11 protein-coding genes are annotated in these 16,218 nt (G+C 46.9%); 2 read left to right on the top strand and 9 right to left on the bottom strand.

From position 1 onward, the window contains the following. Positions 1 to 130 precede the first annotated feature (130 nt). The 6 genes from accC to AB4185_RS11480 form a co-directional block, all read right to left on the bottom strand. A complete protein-coding gene (gene accC, locus AB4185_RS11505; RefSeq protein ID WP_017062706.1) occupies positions 131 to 1,474 on the bottom strand; it encodes an acetyl-CoA carboxylase biotin carboxylase subunit in 1,344 nt (447 codons plus the stop codon). 15 nt (positions 1,475 to 1,489) lie between these two features. Beyond that, positions 1,490 to 1,942 carry an acetyl-CoA carboxylase biotin carboxyl carrier protein gene (gene accB / locus AB4185_RS11500; protein ID WP_017062707.1) on the bottom strand — a complete coding sequence of 151 codons (453 nt, stop codon included), beginning with the start codon at positions 1,940 to 1,942 and terminating at the stop codon, positions 1,490 to 1,492. A gap of 74 nt (positions 1,943 to 2,016) precedes the next feature. Continuing rightward, the gene (aroQ, locus tag AB4185_RS11495) at positions 2,017 to 2,466 is read right to left on the bottom strand and encodes a type II 3-dehydroquinate dehydratase (protein WP_010435475.1); all 450 of its coding nucleotides are present in this window, start codon (positions 2,464 to 2,466) and stop codon (positions 2,017 to 2,019) included. A gap of 322 nt (positions 2,467 to 2,788) precedes the next feature. Continuing rightward, the gene (acs, locus tag AB4185_RS11490; protein ID WP_009844693.1) at positions 2,789 to 4,738 is read right to left on the bottom strand and encodes an acetate--CoA ligase; all 1,950 of its coding nucleotides are present in this window, start codon (positions 4,736 to 4,738) and stop codon (positions 2,789 to 2,791) included. A gap of 218 nt (positions 4,739 to 4,956) precedes the next feature. After that, the gene (locus AB4185_RS11485; protein WP_017062708.1) at positions 4,957 to 5,589 is read right to left on the bottom strand and encodes a 3'-5' exonuclease; all 633 of its coding nucleotides are present in this window, start codon (positions 5,587 to 5,589) and stop codon (positions 4,957 to 4,959) included. A gap of 10 nt (positions 5,590 to 5,599) precedes the next feature. Further along, on the bottom strand, positions 5,600 to 7,432 hold the full coding sequence (locus AB4185_RS11480; RefSeq protein ID WP_017071170.1) for a DUF294 nucleotidyltransferase-like domain-containing protein: 1,833 nt from the start codon (positions 7,430 to 7,432) through the stop codon (positions 5,600 to 5,602). Between the two features lie 232 nt (positions 7,433 to 7,664). Here AB4185_RS11480 and AB4185_RS11475 point away from each other — a divergent pair, with 232 nt between their 5' ends. Together AB4185_RS11475 and AB4185_RS11470 are read left to right on the top strand one after the other, a co-directional pair. Continuing rightward, on the top strand, positions 7,665 to 8,861 hold the full coding sequence (locus AB4185_RS11475; RefSeq protein WP_372135470.1) for a 3-phenylpropionate MFS transporter: 1,197 nt from the start codon (positions 7,665 to 7,667) through the stop codon (positions 8,859 to 8,861). A gap of 118 nt (positions 8,862 to 8,979) precedes the next feature. Beyond that, the gene (locus AB4185_RS11470; protein WP_372135469.1) at positions 8,980 to 12,411 is read left to right on the top strand and encodes a PAS-domain containing protein; all 3,432 of its coding nucleotides are present in this window, start codon (positions 8,980 to 8,982) and stop codon (positions 12,409 to 12,411) included. Between the two features lie 117 nt (positions 12,412 to 12,528). On the opposite strand, the gene AB4185_RS11465 is transcribed toward AB4185_RS11470, so the two are convergent. From AB4185_RS11465 to AB4185_RS11455, 3 genes are all read right to left on the bottom strand, one after another. Beyond that, positions 12,529 to 13,914, bottom strand: a complete 1,386-nt coding sequence (locus AB4185_RS11465; RefSeq protein ID WP_017062713.1) for a lyase family protein — start codon at positions 13,912 to 13,914, stop codon at positions 12,529 to 12,531. A 12-nt stretch (positions 13,915 to 13,926) separates the two neighbouring features. Continuing rightward, on the bottom strand, positions 13,927 to 14,313 hold the full coding sequence (locus AB4185_RS11460) for a hypothetical protein (RefSeq protein ID WP_372135468.1): 387 nt from the start codon (positions 14,311 to 14,313) through the stop codon (positions 13,927 to 13,929). Positions 14,314 to 14,513: 200 nt separating this feature from the next. Continuing rightward, positions 14,514 to 16,217 carry a sodium:solute symporter family protein gene (locus tag AB4185_RS11455; RefSeq protein ID WP_017062715.1) on the bottom strand — a complete coding sequence of 568 codons (1,704 nt, stop codon included), beginning with the start codon at positions 16,215 to 16,217 and terminating at the stop codon, positions 14,514 to 14,516. Position 16,218 lies beyond the last annotated feature (1 nt).

Genomic DNA, 16,218 nt, shown 5'->3' with positions numbered 1-16,218 from the left:
AGCAGAAAATATGAGCAAATTCACCAAAACCCCACGGAATATAATGGGGATTAAAGATTGATTTTTTCGGCGGTTCAAAAACAAAAATGCTCACCGAAGTGAGCATTTTGACTGTTCTTAAACGAACGGATTATGACAAACCAAGTTTCTTCTCAAGGTAGTGGATGTTTGCACCACCGTGTTGGAAGTTTTCGTCGTTCATAATAGACAGTTGAAGCTCAGTATTAACGTTAATACCTTCAACAATCATTTCACCCAATGCGTTCTTCATACGAGCGATAGCAACATCACGGTTCTCACCGTAAGTGATCAGCTTACCAATCATTGAATCGTAGTGTGGTGGCACTGTGTAACCCGTGTAGATGTGAGATTCCCAACGTACGCCCATGCCGCCTGGTGCGTGGAAACGTTCAATCTTACCTGGTGAAGGTAGGAAACGAACTGGATCTTCAGCATTGATACGACATTCGATTGAGTGGCCACGCAGCTTAATGTCATCCTGAGTGAATGATAGAGGCTGACCAGCTGCAATACGTAGCTGTTCTTTCACTAGGTCGATACCCGTTACCATTTCAGTAATCGTGTGTTCAACCTGGATACGAGTGTTCATTTCGATGAAGTAGAATTCACCGTTCTCGTATAGGAATTCAAATGTACCTGCACCGCGGTAACCGATCTCAATACATGCACGAGTACAACGTTCGCCAATGTACTTACGCATCTCTTCAGTGATACCTGGAGCTGGCGCTTCTTCCACAACTTTCTGGTGACGACGTTGCATTGAACAGTCACGCTCACCTAGGTGGATAGCATTACCTTGGCCATCTGCAAGCACTTGTACTTCAATGTGACGTGGGTTTTCTAGGAATTTCTCCATGTAAACCATGTCGTTGTTGAAACATGCTTTTGCTTCAGCACGAGTCATCGCGATAGCTTCTGTTAATTCTGCTTCAGAACGAACAACACGCATACCACGACCGCCGCCGCCGCCAGATGCCTTGATGATAACTGGGAAGCCAATGCGTTTAGCGTGCGCTTTGTTTTTTGCTTCGTCGTCGTCAAGAGGGCCGTCAGAACCTGGTACACAAGGTACGCCAGCTTTCTTCATTGACGTGATAGCTGACACTTTGTCACCCATCATGCGAATGGTTTCAGCTTTAGGGCCAACGAAGATAAAGCCACTGCGCTCTACCTGTTCTGCAAAGTCTGCATTTTCAGATAGGAAGCCGTAGCCAGGGTGAACAGCTACTGCACCTGTAACTTCAGCTGCGCTGATGATACGAGGGATGTTTAGGTAGCTATCGATACCACGAGCTGGACCGATACAAATGGTTTCGTCTGCAAGCAGTACGTGCTTAAGGTCACGGTCAGCAGTTGAGTGAACCGCTACCGTTTTAATGCCAAGCTCTTTACATGCACGCAGAATACGTAGTGCAATCTCACCACGGTTCGCGATTACTAATTTATCTAACATAATGAGTGCTCTCTATTATTCGATAATTACTAGAGCTTGGTCGAATTCTACTGGTTGACCGTCTTCAACTAGGATAGCTGTTACAACACCAGATTTATCAGCTTCGATTTGGTTCATCATTTTCATTGCTTCAACGATACATAGCGTTTCGCCAGCAGTTACAGATTGACCAACTTTAACGAATGGTTTTGCGTCTGGGCTTGGAGCGCCGTAGAAAGTACCAACCATTGGAGAAAGAACTTGGTGACCAGCTGGAACTGCAGGAGCTGCTGCTTCTGCTGCTACAGGTGCCGCCGCAGGAGCTGCTGCCGCTACAGGTGCTGGAGCAGCTGCATATTGAACAGGTGCTACAGGTGCAGTGCTGTTACGACTGATTCGTACTGACTCTTCACCTTCAGAGATTTCTAGCTCAGAAATACCAGACTCTTCAACCAATTCGATTAGCTTTTTGATTTTGCGAATATCCATTGTTTCTTTCTCTTTATCTGTTAATTGAACTTACTCTATGACTGAGTAGGTTAGTAATAGTTCGTTGTTTATGTTTACTTTGAGTTGAGCTTGCTGAGCGCAGCGGTCAAAGCAAATTGATAACCTTGGGCACCTAAGCCACAAATCACACCTTCTGCTTTATCAGATAGGTAAGAGTGGTGACGGAATGGTTCACGCGCGTGAACATTCGATAGATGAACCTCAATAAATGGTATGGCAACGCCAAGTAGTGCATCACGCAGTGCCACACTGGTATGTGTAAAGGCTGCTGGGTTGATAATAATAAAATCAACATTTTGATAAGCACTATGGATAGCTTCAATCAGTTCGTACTCACGATTTGACTGTAAGTGAGATAGCTCAACATCGTGTGCTTTCGCTTGCTCGGTCAGTGAGCTAATAATCTGGTCAAGTGTTTGAGAACCGTAGTGTGCGGGCTCTCTAAGGCCTAACAGGTTAAGGTTTGGGCCATTTAAAACTAGAATGCGAAACTTTGTAGACATCGTGGGGCTATCTTCCTTTATCGTGTTTACGAACGTGAATGTTGCCATTTTATTGAAAATTTGCGGTTAATTTCCAGTGAGAAAAACCCAAATTTAAAAATTAGAACCAGATTATAGCTAATTCAGCGCAAATCGCAGCAATTTACTGGTCTAATCTCCTATTGATACAGCTTGGAATTGTTACCAACTTAACAAAAAAGCGTCTTAGCCTTAATTTGGGGCGGGATATTTGAGATCAAGATCAGCCATAAAAAAACCGCCACATAGGTGACGGTTTAGAAAGTGCTGTTTTAAACAGTGATTAGCTGCTGTGACTGGTTGCTTATGCCAGTTCTGCTTTCTCGGCAATCAGCTTATCAACCACACTTGGGTCGGCCAGTGTCGAGGTATCACCTAGGTTACCTGTATCGCCAGTCGCGATTTTACGCAGGATACGACGCATGATTTTACCCGAACGAGTTTTTGGTAGAGAGTCGGTCCAGTGCAGTACATCTGGCGTTGCAATTGGGCCAATCTCTTTACGTACCCAGTCTTTTACTTCTTTATGAAGCTCTGCGGTTGGGAACTCACCATCATTCAGCGTGATGTAAGCGTAAATCGCTTGGCCTTTAATATCATGAGGGATGCCCACAATCGCGGCTTCTGCAATCTTATCGAACGCGACTAGAGCCGATTCAATCTCAGCAGTACCCATACGGTGACCTGATACGTTAAGTACATCATCGACACGCCCCGTAATCCAGTAGTAACCGTCTTCATCACGACGAGCGCCGTCACTGGTGAAGTACATGCCTTTAAAGGTCGAGAAGTAAGTCTGTTCGAAGCGGTCATGATCGCCATGAACGGTACGCATTTGGCCTGGCCAAGAGTCAAGAATCACTAGGTTGCCGTCTGTTGCACCCTCAATGATGTTACCCATGTTATCAACCAGTGCCGGTTGCACACCGAAGAATGGACGAGTTGCAGAGCCCGGTTTCAGGTCTGTTGCGCCTGGTAGCGGTGCAATCAAGATACCGCCCGTTTCTGTTTGCCACCATGTATCAACAATTGGAGATTGCTCATTACCGATTGTTTTGTAGTACCACTCCCACGCCTCTGGGTTGATAGGTTCACCCACTGAGCCCATGATTCTTAGGCTGTCACGAGAAGTACCTTCAACGGCTTCATTGCCTTTCGCCATCAATGCACGAATAGCCGTTGGCGCCGTATAAAGAATATTAACTTGGTGCTTATCGACCACTTCGCTCATGCGGCTGGTGTTCGGGTAATTTGGCACGCCTTCAAACAGAATCGTTTTTGCGCCATTAGCAAGCGGTCCGTAAACAAGATATGTGTGACCGGTAATCCAACCCACATCGGCTGTACACCAGAAAGTCTCGCCTTCTTGGTAATCGAATACGTATTTGAAGGTCATCGCAGCATAAACAAGGTAGCCACCTGTGGTGTGCATAACGCCTTTAGGTTTACCTGTTGAGCCTGACGTATAAAGGATGAATAGTGGATCTTCTGCGTTCATCTCTTCTGGTGGGCAATCTGCAGATACATTAGCAATAGCATCGTGCCACCACACATCGCGATGTTCGTGCCATGCCACATCACCGCCAGTGCGTTTGAATACAACAACCTTCTCGATGTTTTTCACTTCAGGGTTCGTCAGTGCTTCATCGACATTCTTTTTCAGTGGAACAGCACGGCCGCCACGCACGCCTTCATCGGCAGTGATAACGACTTTAGAATTTGAATCGATAATACGACCAGACAGTGCTTCTGGTGAGAAACCACCAAATACGACTGTGTGAACCGCACCGATACGGGTACACGCCAGCATGGCTACTGCCGCTTCTGGCACCATTGGCATGTATAAACAAACCACATCACCTTTGCGCACGCCTTGCTCTTTTAGAGCATTCGAAAACAGGCACACTTCTTTATGCAGTTCATTAAAAGTTAGAGTTTTATCATCTGCCGGGTCATCGCCTTCCCAGATGATAGCGACTTCATCACCGCGCTCAGCAAGGTGGCGGTCGATACAGTTAGCCGAAACGTTAAGCGTGCCATCTTCAAACCAGCGAATATCAATGTGGCCAGGGTCGAAAGAGGTGTTTTTTACTTGTGTGAAAGGTTTGATCCAATCAACGATTTTTCCGTGTTCACCCCAAAAGCCTTCAGGGTCAGAAACAGATTGCTGGTACATGGCTAGGTAAGTGTCATTATCCGCGTGTGTGGTTGATTTAATATTTTCTTTTACCGGATAAACGTGGGCTTCACTCATTGCATCTCTCCTTGTGCCTACATTCCTAATGAACTGGCAACTTCCTTTGTGTTCAGTTTCTAGGTCTATTACAGAACCGTCTTTGTGTTATCACTCTCGGCTAGGACGGCGATTTCCACAATTAGACTTTAGGATGAGACGCTGCTTTTCACTTACAAAATAGCGAGTTAAGTTCAATTTTGAGATGTTGCTCTCTATGTGAAGCGCCAGTGGTTGAATTAAGAATAAGAAGAGTTGAAACGGGGAAGGTCACCATGTTTCAGGCGCACAAAGATCAGCGCAGCGGAGATAGCGTCTTGTAATGCATCATGTTTATTGACCGGGATAGGTAAATCGAGTTGGCGACAGATGGCGTCCATACTGAGATCAAAATAGGCATTGGGCAGCTGTCTTTCGAGTTTGTCTTGATAGAGTTGGCTCACTTCGACTAATCGGTTAGGCAGTGGAAATCCAAGCTGTTTTAAACAGGCGCGGTCGAGAATTTTTTTATCATAGCGGATGTGATAGCCGACTAAAGGACGATTTCCAATGAAGTTCAGTAGCTCGATTAAAGCCTGTTTTTCTTCGATGCCGTGCTTTAGATCTTGATGACGGATACGGTGGATTTTTATTGAATTGCAATCGAGCGATTGGGGGGCGCGCAACCGGACTTCAAAAGGTTGGCTGGTAATGATTCGGTTACCGATGATCTTGGTCGCGGCAATGGTAACTAATTCTGCCTGATTGGGATCTAGGCTGGTGGTTTCACAATCGAGCGATACATATTCATGATCAATAGGCGCGGTAAACAGAGGCTGATAGAGGGAGCCTTTGAGCTTGTGATGCCAGTAATAGCGAACCAACCTATTCATCGTTCAATGCCTAATCCCGTATCTGATAGTGGTAGCCGAGCCATTGCTTGAATTTCTTCACCACGTGCAGGCTATGACGAAGCAGATCCCTGTCTGCTCGTTCCATCAGTTTGACGTTAATCTTGTTGCTGCTGTGCTGCTGAGAAAGCCTTTGGGCTAAGCGCCACTTAAAGAATTGCTTGAGTGCTTCACTGAGATTATCGGCAGTACTTTGCTCTAATACTTTCTTGCTGACCAGCTGCTCAATGCGTTCGAAGGTGTTGTTGACCGTGACACCATGTTCTAGGCAAAGCGCTCTCACACCATGCACGATAGGGAAAATACCGCCTTGTTTGATATCGAGTCCGGACTTAGATTGCTTCACATTACCAAACAGGGTCAGGGGAACTGAGAAGTTCAGCGCCGGGCGGCAGAACTCCGTCAGAATCAATTCTTGTCCGAGCATTAAATCACTGAGGTGCTGCTTTACAGGTTTTAATAACTCTCTATTCCCCGCTACTGCGTGTGCATCTGCCATGATCGCGATATCCATCACGGTGTCTGGCGTGGCTTTTTTTACCCAATGGGTGAGGGTTTGTTTCCACTCTTGTTCTGAATGCACCCATTTCGGATTGTTGACCATTACGTTGCCCGGGCACAGTGGGTAACCCAATTGTTGAAGGGTATGGGTGAGGTCGTTCATGGCACTTTGGCATTGATGCCATTCCAAACCATCTTGAATAATCAGAGCGTTGTCTTGATCGGTTTTGAGAATTTGCTCTCCACGCCCCTCAGAACCCAACACGATTAGGCAGCAATGATTATGCAGTGCAGGTGGGATCACCAACTCAAAAGCCTTCTCTATGATCTGTTCGTTGACCGCAGAAATCAGCTCCATGATAAAGCGTGTGCGAATCCCATTACTGAGCAAGCTCTCGACCAGTTGACGTTGTTTGTTGGATGCCATTGCCAATTCTTCAACGCTGGTGGCGCGCGCAATACGCAAAGTAAGAACGTGGGAGTGTGTGGAGAATGCACTGAGAATCTGTGTCATATCCACCATGCCGACCGCATTTTTACCATCACAAACCATCAACCTTTTTACTCGATTTCTGGTCATGGTAATCATGGCGTTAAATAAGAAATCGCCTTGGTTCACGTGCATCACCGGAAACGTTGCGATCTCACCGACAGGCGCATCCAGTGTGAAATTATCGAGCATCACAGCATGCAATAAATTGGTTCGAGTGACGATTCCATACGGCAAGGAACATGATGATCCAAAAGCTTTTGGATCATTATGTTCCAAATGGACTAGGGCCGAGTCTAACCCTTGTTCTTTAAGGGTTTGAGTGACTTGGTTGATCGGTTGGTTTGGTTCAAGTATCAGTGGTGGGTGATAGATAGAGTCATCCACTTTGGTTAATATAAACTCGGCAAGATTCTGTTGCTGCTGGGCGGCTTCTATCAAAGCTTTTCGTGTTGATAGGTTGCTATCAAAGTAGGCAGCGAATTGGCCATTGGCGTGGTAAAGCTCAAGAAAAATATCGGTGGGCAGCAGATAACTTAATGTATCTTCGAGTGCGATATATTGGTGTTTGGTGTGGGGTTCAAACTGGCTGCGGACATCAAAAATATCGTCATTGGCATAGTGTGCGTAAATCTCACCATCACTGCTCGCGCGCTCTTCAACAGCTCCTTTGATCAAAATATGCAGGTGTCGGCTCGGCCTTTCAGCTTCCAGTATCACTTCTTGAGAGCGGTAATACACCACGTCTAATGAAGAGCGAAGCTTCAACTGTTCGGCGTCGGACAGGCTATCGAAGGGCGGGTGCTGCATATTAAATTTGTCAGGCATAAGCATCACAAGAAGAAATGGGAGTCTTTAATCAGTCTGACAAAATACCAGCGAAGCTCCAGACGACTTTAGTCTAAATGCGAGTATGAGTATTGATGAGCGTGAAATCTCTTGTTGAAATGCGATATCCAGACCCATTGAATATGGGAATACTATCCCAGTAATAATTCCCTTTTTCATCGTATGCGAGATAGGCATAATTGGTGCTGCCTTTTTCCGCACACTTTATAGGTCATTTATGTTTAGCCCTTCACCCTATGGCTGGATCTCTCAGTATTTTCTTGGTTTCTTTTTTGCGTATGGCGTGTATTTGCCATTTTGGGCGTTGTGGTTTGAAGACCAAGGCGTGTCTGCTGGTGATATTGGCGTATTGATTGGTATCGGCTTTGCGACTCGTTGTGTGGCCAACTTAGTGATTACGCCGCGTATCCATAAAGTGGAACACTTGATGCCAGCGCTACGCTGTTTGAGTTTCGCTGCGCTGCTGTTTGTCGGTTTCCACTTCTTCACCGGTGGCAGCTTTATACTGATGTTGTTGGCAACGGTACTGTTTAACCTCTGTTGTGGGCCGATCATTCCTCTTTCTGATGCGATGGCTAACCATTACAGTCGTTTGAAAATGCTCGACTACGGCCGAACTCGTCTTTGGGGATCAATTGCCTTTATCGCAGGTTCAACGGTTGTTGGCTATTTGGTGGCACAATTCGGCACTGACATGATTTTGTATACTGCGCTTGCCGGTGTGTTGCTGTCATTGATTCTTGCGATGAGAAACCCCAATGTGATGCCAGTAACACAATCTGAGCAACAAGCGGCGCGACCAAAACTAGGTGAACTGCTGCGTGAGTCGTCAGTGGTAAAGTTTTTAGCCTTGATGGCGCTGCTGCAAGGTAGTCATGCGGCTTACTACAGTTTTAGTGCGATTTATTGGAAAGAAGCGGGTCACTCAGAAGCTATCATCGGTTATTTGTGGAGTTTAGGTGTTGTTGCTGAAGTGGCCGTATTTGCTCTGAGTAAGCGATTATTCTCAGGCTGGTCACTGCGTACTTTGTTTGTCGTCGCGGCTATTGGGGTGATGGCGCGTTGGGGTATTACCGCATCAACGACAGCGATTTTCGCACTGGTTATGGTGCAGCTACTGCATGGCGTGACCTTTGCCATGGCACACATCGCCGCGATTCAATACATCCAATCTGAAGAACAAAACAAGATGGTTGTGCTACAAGCTCTGTATAACGCGATTCCATTAGGTGCCTTTATTGCACTGATGACCACCTTAAGTGGTTGGGGTTATGAGCTTTGGGGTGCAAATATCTTCTGGGGTATGGCTGCTATGGGTGCACTTGCTCTGTTCATTAAGTTGGATGAAAGAAGTTCAGTGGTTGAGATTAATCAATCAGATTCGGAACAGTCAGAATCTCACAGCAAATGCTGATAATTAGAGTCTAAAGCACAGAATTTAAGCGATGCGATTGAGTTAATCACCCATCCTTAGTTAAATGAAACCTCTCCCTTATGGAGAGGTTTTTTTATGGATGAAAAAAGGGTTTTCAATGCAAGGATGGATAGTAATTCCAGTCTCTTTAGCCTACTTGGGCGTGTTATTTCTGATCGCTTGGTATGGAGACAGGCAGGTTCGTTGGCTATCGCGTTGGCGCCCGTGGATCTATAGCCTTTCGATTGCCGTGTATTGTACCTCTTGGACCTTCTATGGAACGGTCGGGCAGGCGAGTAACAACCCTTGGTCTTTTTTACCCATTTACCTCGCCCCGATTCTAGTCTTTACACTAGGCTGGCGGATCTTGGCGCGGCTGATCCTGATTGCGAAGCGGGAACATATCACCTCCATTGCCGACTTTATCGCGGCTCGTTATGGAAAATCTCAGGGCTTAGCGGTGGCGGTGACGGTTATCGCCGTGGTTGGTATCCTTCCTTATATTGCTCTGCAACTGCGTGGTATTACCATGGGGTTGGATATTGTTGCACCCAACCTAGCGGCTGACTTCGGTTATCAGGACTATCATGTGTCTTGGTTTGTGGTCGGTGCTTTGGCTATTTTCACCATGCTGTTTGGTACAAGACACATTGATAACACAGAGCATCACCGTGGCATGATGATGGCGGTGGCGTTTGAATCCATCGTTAAGCTCGCGGCATTCCTGATCGTTGGCCTATTCATCATGTATCTGGCGATGAGCAGCGACAAGATCGACTTGCTTGATGTGGCGGCTTCCACCTACGAATCACCCAATATTCCGACCTTAATTATTCATACCGTTTTGACCATGTTGGCGATTGTCTGTTTGCCCCGCCAGTTCCATACCATGGTGGTAGAGAACGAACGTCCTCAAGACCTGCATACCGCTCGTTGGTTGTTTCCGCTTTACCTGATTTTGATGGGACTTTTCGTGCTGCCAATTGCTTGGGCAGGACAAGGACTACTTACTGGTATGCCAGCGGATACCTATGTGATCAGTGTGCCAATGTCAGAAGGCGCTAATCACATTGCCTTGCTGGCTTTCCTTGGTGGTACGTCTGCGGCAAGTGGCATGGTGATAGTGTCGACCATCGCCTTGGCGATCATGGTGTCGAATGATTTAGTGATGCCACTGTTACTGCGCCGTATGCGCCTAACCCAAAGAACCCATCGACACTTTTCTGGCCTGCTATTGGTGATTCGCCGCGGGCTAATTTTACTGCTGCTACTGGGTGCTTGGCTGTTTTATCAAGCGCTCGATACCATCCATTCACTGTCAGCGATTGGCTTTCTTTCCTTTGCTGCGATTGCTCAATTCGCGCCAGCACTTATTGGTGGTTTGTACTGGCGCCCGGGTAACCGCAAGGGCGTGTATGTCGGCTTAATGGTGGGCTCGTTGATTTGGCTGATTACCTTGATGAGCCAAACCAGCATGTTGGCTGGCGACAGTGACAGTAACCTTTTACTGTGGATTATCACGCCGCCAGAACTGCTCAGTCGCTGGAATATCAGCAGTTCAAACTGGGGCATTGTGCTGAGTATTTTACTCAATACCTTGTGCTATGCCGTGGTCTCGATGACGACTAGGCCAAGCCTAAGTGAGCGCTTACAATCGGCAGCATTTGTTGGTACACCATTGCCTGAAAATGAGAATATCAGCCTCTATCAAAACCGTGTGACAGTCGCTGAATTAGAGATGTTGGCATCACGTTTTGTGGGTCGCAAGCGAGCGAAAAGCGCCTTACACAGCTATTGGCAGCAGCACGGTCAGCCGTTACTTCCCAATCAACAGGCGCCTGCAAGTCTGATTCGACACGCAGAGCGCGTGCTCGCCGGAGTATTCGGTGCTTCGTCTGCTAAGTTAGTACTTACTTCCGCTTTACAGGGAAGAAACATGCAGCTTGAAGAAGTCGCGACCATCGTGGATGAAGCTTCGGAACTGTACGACTTCAGCCGTGGTTTACTGCAAGGCGCGATTGAACATATTGGCCAAGGCATCGCAGTAATCGACAAACAAATGAGGCTGGTGGCGTGGAATCAGCGCTATCTAGAATTGTTTGAGTTCCCTGCTGGTTTGATACAAGTGGGCAGGCCGATCTCCGATGTGATTCGCCATAATGCTCAGCAAGGTTTGTGTGGTCCGGGTGACCCTGAAGATCATGTGCGTCGCCGTGTTTATCATTTGGAGCAAGGCACTCGACATACCTCTTCTCGCATTCGTCCTGATGGTCGAGTGATTGAAGTGCAAGGTAACCCGATGCCAAGTGGTGGCTTTGTGATGAGCTTTACCGACATCACGGTATTCCGACAAGCAGAGCAAGCGCTAAAAGATGCCAACGAAAGTTTGGAATCGAGAGTGCATGAGCGAACTCAAGAACTCGAAAAACTGAACCATCGCTTGGTAAAAGCCACGCAGATTTCGGATCAAGAATCACAATCTAAGAGTCGTTTTCTAGCCGCGGTAAGCCACGATTTGATGCAGCCGCTCAATGCCGCACGTCTATTTGCTTCGTCACTGTCTGAGGTGGCAAAAGAGCAAGAGGTGAAGCAATTGTCATCTCACATCGAGAGTGCACTTGGCGCCGCAGAAGATTTGATTGGTGACTTGCTGGATATCTCTCGATTGGAGTCCGGAAAGTTAGAAACCAACATTCACGCGATTGCCGTGCATGACGTATTAACCAATTTGAACGCGGAATTTAGCGCTCTAGCGAGACAACAGAAAATTGAGTTTAAGATGATTCCGTCGTCATTGTTCATTCATTCAGACCCTAAGCTGTTGAGGCGTGTGATTCAGAACTTTTTGACCAATGCGTTTCGTTACAACCCGGAAGGGAAAGTAGTACTGGGTGCGAGACGAGTGAATGGTCAGGTTAGAATTGATGTGTGGGATAACGGAACCGGTATCGATGAAGACAAGCAACAAGAGATCTTCGAAGAATTTACTCGTGGTAGCCAAGTGCGTGCTGATCAGGGGTTAGGGCTAGGATTAGCCATCTCCAAAGGTATTGCCCATGTGCTTGGTCATCAAATATCGATGCGCTCATGGCCGGGGCAAGGCAGTGTCTTTTCCATCACCTTAGCTAGAGCGGAAAAAGTGGCTCCAGTTGTGCAAGCTTCGACGCCAATGGCGACCAGCGACATCGAACATCTCAAGATATTGTGTGTCGATAATGAACGAGAAATCTTAGTCGGTATGGAAAACCTGATCGGACGTTGGGGCTGTGAGGTTAAGACGGCGGTTGATTTGGTCGAAAGCTTGCAGTGCCTAGATGAGGGTTGGCTACCTGATGTGATTTTCTCTGATTACCGTTTAGATAATGGCAGAACGGGTCTCGAAGTCCTGCAGCAGTGTCGCTTGCGCCTCGGAGACTCTTTTGAAGGGGTCATCATTAGTGCCGATAGAACCGATGACATGTTGGCAGCGATAAAGGCCAACAGCTTTCGCTTTATTGCCAAGCCAGTGAAGCCACTTAAGTTAAGAGCGGTCTTGAATCGAGTGAGCTAGTTTGGGTTAACAGGCTCGGATTAGTACGTTCGTGAGCGGATAGTGAAAAGGCCTCAGATGAGGCCTTTTTTGTCTCTGTTTTTTTTGCGAACGCCGATTCGCTTGTTAATTCAATAACTAACCAGCAATGCCACCTTGTGTCAGTGTGGTTGGATCAAGCAGTTTACTGAGCTCTTCTCGGCTAAGATCGGTTTCTCTTTCTGCGACATCCAGAATTGGTAAGCCTTCTTTGTAAGCTTTCTTGGCAATATCAGCCGCCTTCAAGTAGCCAATCACAGGGTTAAGTGCGGTCACTAGGATTGGGTTCTTTGACAGTGCCAAATCGAGATTGTCTTGGCGTACCGTGAAGGTCGCGATGGCTTTGTCCGCTAAAGCGACTGAGCTGTTTGCCAATAACTCAATACTTTCCAACACGTTATGAGCAATCACTGGCAGCATCACATTAAGTTGGAAGTTACCTGATTGTCCGGCTACGGTAATGGTGGTGTCGTTGCCAATGACTTGCGCCGCCGCCATAGCTGCAGCTTCTGGAATCACAGGATTTACCTTGCCAGGCATGATCGATGAGCCTGGTTGTAGAGCCTGTAATTCAATTTCCCCTAAGCCAGCCAACGGCCCAGAGTTCATCCAGCGAAGATCGTTTGAGATCTTCATGATCGCAACTGCTGCCGTTTTGAGCTGACCTGACAGCGCAACGATCGCGTCTTGACTGCTGAGGCTAAAAAAGAAGTTTTCACTCGAGCTAAAACTGATCTTTGTCGATTGAGACAGGTTACTCGCAAACTTATCGGCAAAGCGTGGGTCAGCATTGATCCCTGTTCCAACCGCAGTACCACCTTGTGCTAAAGCCTTGATAGCGGGCAGGGTGTTCTCTATTGCTTGCTTAGCGTGTTCTATCTGAAATTTCCAACCACCTAGCTCTTGAGCAAAGGTCATTGGCATCGCATCCATTAGATGAGTGCGGCCGGTCTTCACGACCTCCGCAAGTTCCTGTTGTTTGATGGTGAGTGCTTCAGAAAGGTGAGTTAATGCAGGTAATAGCTTATTTTCAGCCATCAAAGCAACGCTCACTTGAATTGCGGTTGGCACCACATCGTTACTGCTTTGGCCCATGTTGACGTGATCATTGGGGTTCACGTCGCCTTGCAAGCTTCTTGAGGCAAGCGTAGCAATCACTTCATTGGCATTCATGTTGGAACTGGTACCTGAACCGGTTTGGTAGACATCGATAGGGAATTGATCGAGGTGTTTACCCTCAATGATCTCTTGGCTGGCTTCGGCTATCGCGTTGGCAATATCACCTTCCAGTAGACCTAACTGAGCATTGGTATCTGCCGCTGCCTGTTTAATTAACGCCAGTGCTTGAATAAAACTGGTCGGCATCTTGTGAGAGCTAAACGCGAAGTTATCCGCTGCACGCTGAGTTTGTGCTTGGTATAGCGCATCGGCAGGGACTTTCACTTCGCCCATGCTGTCTTTTTCAATCCGAAATTGTAGGGTCATGTTCTATCCTTGTTAGCCAAGTGGGGCTTGGACTTGTTTTAGTGTTTGGCTGAGATTCAAAAAACGCGCTTGGCCTTGAGGTTGCTGGCAGTAGTGGCGCTTCAAATAAAATAGTGGTGAGTGAATAGAGTCTAGGCAGATATGACGAAAGGCGAAACTGCGCTGAGGAGACTCAATCGCTTCAATCAAATGAAAGAAAACTTGGCGTAGATACAGCTCGCACAACAAGATGTTTTCTTGAGCGGCATGCTTTTCATAGTAAGCCGAAAGCGTCAGTGCACACTCGATATACTCTCGAATTACAAACGGCTCATGGTCTTGAACTTGTTCTAATGAAGCAAAGCGATCCTGTGCTTTGTAAAATCTCGAATAGAGAACCTGCTGCTCTATCATCATCATCTGCATCTCTTTATTGGATGTTAATGATAATTATTATCAAATAAAATTTTAAAAACAACCCTTTGTTTATCTTTTTATAAAGTGAGCAGAAAAAGAAAAAGCCGATACACGAAGTATCGGCTTTCTGGAGTCAGTACCTAATCCCTACAATGTAAGTACTGATTCATTTTTTGCTAAACATCTTTGTTTAATGGTCGTGCTTAGTGGTCGTGAGCTTCACCTGCACCTTTCGGGTAACGGATGTTCTCAACCATATCTTGTACATCTTGTGGTACTTCAGCAGTTACTTTGTTTACAGCAATCGATACTACGAAGTTTAGACACATACCTAGCGTACCGATGCCTTCTGGGCTGATACCAAACCACCAGTTTTCAGGTGTGCTTGCTGCTGGGTTAATGAACTTGAAGTAGATGATGTAGCTTGCTGTGAAGGCAATACCTGACAACATACCTGCAATTGCGCCTTCCTTGTTCATCTTCTTGTAGAAGATACCTAGGATAATCGCTGGGAAGAAGGATGCTGCGGCTAAGCCGAAGGCAAACGCTACTACCTGTGCTACAAAGCCTGGTGGGTTAATACCTAAGTAACCGGCACCGACAATCGCGACCATGGCTGCCAGACGAGCGGCTAACAGCTCCTGCTTGTCGGTCATGTTTGGTCTGAAGCCTTTCTTCAACAAGTCATGTGAAATCGACGTTGAGATGACCAATAGTAGACCCGCGGCTGTTGATAGTGCGGCTGCTAGGCCACCGGCTGCAAGCAGTGCTACAACCCAGTTTGGTAGTTTCGCTAGCTCTGGAGAAGCCAGTACGATGATGTCACGGTTAATCTTCATCTCGTTGCGCTCATCGCCCGAGTAGAACATTTTGCCATCGCCGTTCTTATCTTCCCAACCTACTAGGCCAGTGCTTTCCCAGTTTTTGTACCAGCTTGGTGCGTCCGCTGCAGCGACACCTTGCATGTCAGGGCCGTTGATTGTTTCGATCATGTTTACACGAGCGAATGCTGCAACGCCTGGTGCTGTTGTGTATAGCAATGAGATGAACAGTAGTGCCCAACCCGCTGAGATACGAGCATCACGTACTTTTGGTACCGTGAAGAAACGAATGATTACGTGTGGAAGACCCGCAGTACCGACCATTAGAGCCGCACAGATGAAGAATACATCTACCATGCTCTTGTTACCTTCGGTATAGGCGGTAAATCCGAGTTCTTCGGTCAGTCCATCCAGTTTATCAAGAAGGTAAACATCTGTGCCTGATAGCGTAGAGCCCATACCAACTTGTGGAAGTGGGTTACCTGTCATCATGATTGAGGTAAAGATTGCTGGAACAAGGAAGGCGAAAATGAGGACACAGAATTGAGCTACCTGCGTATAAGTGATGCCTTTCATGCCACCTAGTACTGCGTAGAAGAACACAATACCCATACCAATGATGATGCCTAGGTTAATATCAACTTCTAGGAAACGAGAGAATACAACGCCCACACCACGCATCTGGCCTGCAACGTACGTAAACGATACGAAGATTGCACAGAATACCGCTACCATACGTGCCGTTTTCGAGTAGTAACGCTCACCGATGAAATCAGGAACCGTAAACTGACCGAACTTACGTAGGTAAGGTGCTAAACATAGCGCAAGTAGTACATAACCACCTGTCCAACCCATTAGGTAAACCGCACCGTCGTAACCAACGAATGAGATGATACCTGCCATTGAGATGAATGATGCTGCCGACATCCAGTCAGCGGCGGTCGCCATGCCGTTTGCTACTGGGTGTACACCACCGCCAGCAACGTAGAACTCACTAGTAGACCCTGCACGAGCCCAGATTGCGATGCCGATATATACCGCGAAAGTAATACCGACGAGAATAAACGTCCAAGTTTGAATATCCATG

Origin of the sequence: Vibrio sp. 10N.286.48.F5, assembly GCF_041469785.1 — a bacterium.
Classification (GTDB): domain Bacteria; phylum Pseudomonadota; class Gammaproteobacteria; order Enterobacterales; family Vibrionaceae; genus Vibrio; species Vibrio crassostreae_C.
Note: the sequence above shows the minus strand (reverse complement) of the source record. Positions and strands in the feature narration are given on the sequence as shown.

What these genes read in the sequence shown, in the direction of transcription:
- accC (WP_017062706.1), bottom strand. Translation starts at nt 1,474, where the DNA reads ATGTTAGATAAATTAGTAATCGCGAACCGTGGTGAGATTGCACTACGT.
- accB (WP_017062707.1), bottom strand. Translation starts at nt 1,942, where the DNA reads ATGGATATTCGCAAAATCAAAAAGCTAATCGAATTGGTTGAAGAGTCT.
- aroQ (WP_010435475.1), bottom strand. Translation starts at nt 2,466, where the DNA reads ATGTCTACAAAGTTTCGCATTCTAGTTTTAAATGGCCCAAACCTTAAC.
- acs (WP_009844693.1), bottom strand. Translation starts at nt 4,738, where the DNA reads ATGAGTGAAGCCCACGTTTATCCGGTAAAAGAAAATATTAAATCAACC.
- AB4185_RS11485 (WP_017062708.1), bottom strand. Translation starts at nt 5,589, where the DNA reads ATGAATAGGTTGGTTCGCTATTACTGGCATCACAAGCTCAAAGGCTCC.
- AB4185_RS11480 (WP_017071170.1), bottom strand. Translation starts at nt 7,432, where the DNA reads ATGCTTATGCCTGACAAATTTAATATGCAGCACCCGCCCTTCGATAGC.
- AB4185_RS11475 (WP_372135470.1), top strand. Translation starts at nt 7,665, where the DNA reads ATGTTTAGCCCTTCACCCTATGGCTGGATCTCTCAGTATTTTCTTGGT.
- AB4185_RS11470 (WP_372135469.1), top strand. Translation starts at nt 8,980, where the DNA reads ATGCAAGGATGGATAGTAATTCCAGTCTCTTTAGCCTACTTGGGCGTG.
- AB4185_RS11465 (WP_017062713.1), bottom strand. Translation starts at nt 13,914, where the DNA reads ATGACCCTACAATTTCGGATTGAAAAAGACAGCATGGGCGAAGTGAAA.
- AB4185_RS11460 (WP_372135468.1), bottom strand. Translation starts at nt 14,313, where the DNA reads ATGATGATGATAGAGCAGCAGGTTCTCTATTCGAGATTTTACAAAGCA.
- AB4185_RS11455 (WP_017062715.1), bottom strand. Translation starts at nt 16,217, where the DNA reads ATGGATATTCAAACTTGGACGTTTATTCTCGTCGGTATTACTTTCGCG.